4 protein-coding genes are annotated in these 2940 nt (G+C 48.5%); all 4 read left to right on the top strand.

Annotation, left to right across the window (positions count from 1 at the left end):
- Positions 1-172: 172 nt before the first annotated feature.
- The 4 genes from PMG25_RS08860 to PMG25_RS08845 all read left to right on the top strand — a co-directional run bounded on the left by PMG25_RS08860 (position 173) and on the right by PMG25_RS08845 (position 2882).
- Positions 173-385 (top strand): hypothetical protein, encoded by a 213-nt coding sequence (locus PMG25_RS08860; protein WP_283766536.1) that lies wholly within the window; start codon positions 173-175, stop codon positions 383-385.
- Positions 386-805: a hypothetical protein gene (locus PMG25_RS08855; RefSeq protein WP_283766535.1), complete on the top strand. Its 420-nt coding sequence runs from the start codon at positions 386-388 to the stop codon at positions 803-805. It abuts the gene before it with no gap.
- 16 nt (positions 806-821) lie between these two features.
- A complete protein-coding gene (locus PMG25_RS08850) occupies positions 822-1778 on the top strand; it encodes a nucleotidyl transferase AbiEii/AbiGii toxin family protein (RefSeq protein WP_283766534.1) in 957 nt (318 codons plus the stop codon).
- A gap of 192 nt (positions 1779-1970) precedes the next feature.
- Positions 1971-2882 (top strand): hypothetical protein, encoded by a 912-nt coding sequence (locus tag PMG25_RS08845; protein ID WP_283766533.1) that lies wholly within the window; start codon positions 1971-1973, stop codon positions 2880-2882.
- The last annotated feature ends 58 nt before the right edge of the window (positions 2883-2940 follow it).

The raw sequence follows: 2940 nt of genomic DNA, 5'->3' as shown, positions 1-2940 counted from the left end.
CGCACGGTTTTGAAGCAGAGGGCAAGAAGGCGACTTCTTGCTCGACTGTAACGGGAATAGGGAATGGGTAATAGGAAAATGGGGGAATGGGGGAATGAAGCAATCGCACAATCCCCAAATCTTAGCGTTTTGGCTCTCGCGGACATGAAAGCGAAGCTTGGGACTTGATATCATGCAGTTTACTGGGCAATTTGAAACTCATATTACCGTTAGCGTCAAGGACTGGGAAGAGGTGGAAAAACTCCGCCAATGGAGCGCCCAGAAGGGTCTCAAGTGTCTGCATATCCTTTTAGACCGAGGGGTTACACCATCTCAACCCATGTTAACCCGATGGGGAGAGGGCAGTTTGACCGGTGAACTGGATCGGGTCAAAGAGCTGTGTTAGGTGTTACAAGCAGAGGGGTTTTCTGTTGTCCGGATTAAAATGGAGGTTGCAGCCGATCATCCCGGTGTTCCCCAGGGGACGGCGGACGAACTTGATTATACTGGCGATCGCTATTTTGAACATCACATTAAAGTATTGCTGCCTCCCCTAGCGGCTCTGAGTCTTTTGAGAGAAAGGGTTAAACCCCATGCAGCTCATCTTTCCCGAAATGCATTGAAGAGGCGATCGGATCATTATCAGGAGCGATTTGTGACTCAGCGCTGTTGGGGTGTGGGTCGTCGAGAGGCACAGGAACACCTAGAGCAATTGTTGGCGGCGATCGCCGATTTAAACACCCCTATCCTCGAAATTGAACGGGAATTTGTCGTCTACGACAGCAATTTTGAACTCGATCGCGATTGGATTCACTCAATGTTGTAACCCTTTTGGAGATCCCATGAACAGTTATCCGAACACCTATCCCCCAAACACAGAAACCGATCCCAATCTTAAACAACCCAAGGTGTTCGATCCGGCCTTGGTACAGTTTCGGAATGCGTTCCGTTTAGGCGACCCCATTTTTGCCGATCCAGACCTTAAAAACCAGTGGTTCCAAGCCCGTCGAGAAGTGATGAATCATCTGTTAGTTTGGATTAGCCGTTCTTCTTGGAATCAACATTTAGTGCTGCGGGGTAGCCTTTTGCTCAAAGCCTGGCTAGGAGAAGCAGCGAGGGAACCGGGCGATATGGATTTTGTATTTAGACCGGATGATATGAGTCCCGATCATCCCGTGGCTAAAAGCCTGTTTGATGACTTAATTCAAATGGTTTCAGACCATCCTGAAGTGGGGTCGGCAACCATTCAAGTTGACCAAATTCGTCGGGATGAAATTTGGACTTACGAACGGGTAGAAGGGCGACGAATTGTTTTTCCTTGGCAAGCGGAGAATTTGCCAGGAGGCACAGTACAAATGGATGTCACGTTTCGGGAAACCCTCTTAGATGAGCCGATCCAAACCTCCATCTGCTTGATTGAAGGCGATCGCTCTCTAATTTGGTCAGCTACTCCTGCACTATCCTTAGCCTGGAAGTTACTGTGGTTAGAAACCGACCTTTATCCCCAAGGTAAAGACTTGTATGATGCAGTTTTATTAGCCGAACACACTGAATTACCTTTTGATCTGCTCTATGAGGTGTTGCGATCGAGTGCAGACTGGCAAGACTTTGCCAAGCATCAACAGATTGATTGGCAAGCAGGTTTTCCCATACTCATGGAAACCTATGATTTAGATTGGCAGAATTTTATCCTAGAATATCCTTGGATCGAAGGAGAAGCAACGGATTGGCTGGCGAGGCTTTCTCAAGCTTTAGCTCCCACGTTTGCGAATGTAAGCTCAAATCCGATTCAACGGTGATGATTATTAATCATCGTAGGGTGGGCAGGAGGATAAGCAAGATCATTCAACTTCTACAAGCAGATCCTGCCCACCCTACCCGTTTGTGTGTGAACTCATTGATTCGGAGAAAGGAACCCATGATTGAGAACAAAGCGTCTACAATTACACAGACAAGCTGTCATTTTTAATTTTCAATTTTTAATCGAGATCATGAGCTTCTTATCCAAAACCTTGGGAATGGCGATCGCCTTGAGTTCCTTGAGTATAGGCGGACTTACCCTACAAACCCGCGCCCAAACCCCAAGCTTTGCCCCTACTCCCGAAGTCACTATTGTTGAGAATGGGCGTAGCTATGCTTTTGAAGCGGGGCAAGGTATTTATCGGGTGCGCTATAACTACACCGGTAAAAACTGGACTCATGCCGATGTTGCTCCCATCCGCATCAACACTAACCAGCCGATCGCCATTTTACCCATTCAGTACACCGCTAACTCCATGCAACCGGGGGCCAAAGTCGATGATTACCATGTGGGACTCTACTGGAATACCGTTACCGCTAACGAACTCTATCAACGGTTAACCGCCCTCGGTTTTTATGTCCTCGTGCCCACCATTCAAATGTATGGGGAAAATCTTGACGGGTTTCAGGCCTTAGAACACTATATCGCCGGTGTCCATAAAGGCAACCGCAATGTACAAACCCTGATTTTAACCGCCGATGCCCATGTGGTCAGCGAAGCCAACCCCTTTCCAGGGGCACAAATGCTGGTTACCGGGTTGCATCAGCGCGATCGCCAATGGGAAAATCGTATTCAAGCCAAACTGCAACCCTTCTATCAACAGCAAGGGTTACGCAACATCGGCCCCAGAGTTCGAGGTGGAAAAAGCGATCGCGAAGGTCATTCCCTCGCCTGGCATCCCCTGATTGAACGGGCTGCTGAATATAATCCCCATGTCGCCATTCTCGAAGTCGCCCAAGCCAGAGAAATCATCGCTAAAGTGGGATCTTGGCAAAGGGCAACCCAATGGGCAGCCCCCGTATTTGATGCAGTAGCCGCAGCCATGGCAGAACAAGCCTGTGTCAACGGCGCACAGTTCCTAACAATTTGTAGCGATAAATAGCAGCTATTCCCCATTCCCCATTCCCTATTCCCCATTCCCCATTCCCTATTCCCCATTC

Source organism: Roseofilum capinflatum BLCC-M114 (genome assembly GCF_030068505.1).
In the GTDB taxonomy this organism is placed as follows: Bacteria; Cyanobacteriota; Cyanobacteriia; order Cyanobacteriales; family Desertifilaceae; genus Roseofilum; species Roseofilum capinflatum.
Note: the sequence above shows the minus strand (reverse complement) of the source record. Positions and strands in the feature narration are given on the sequence as shown.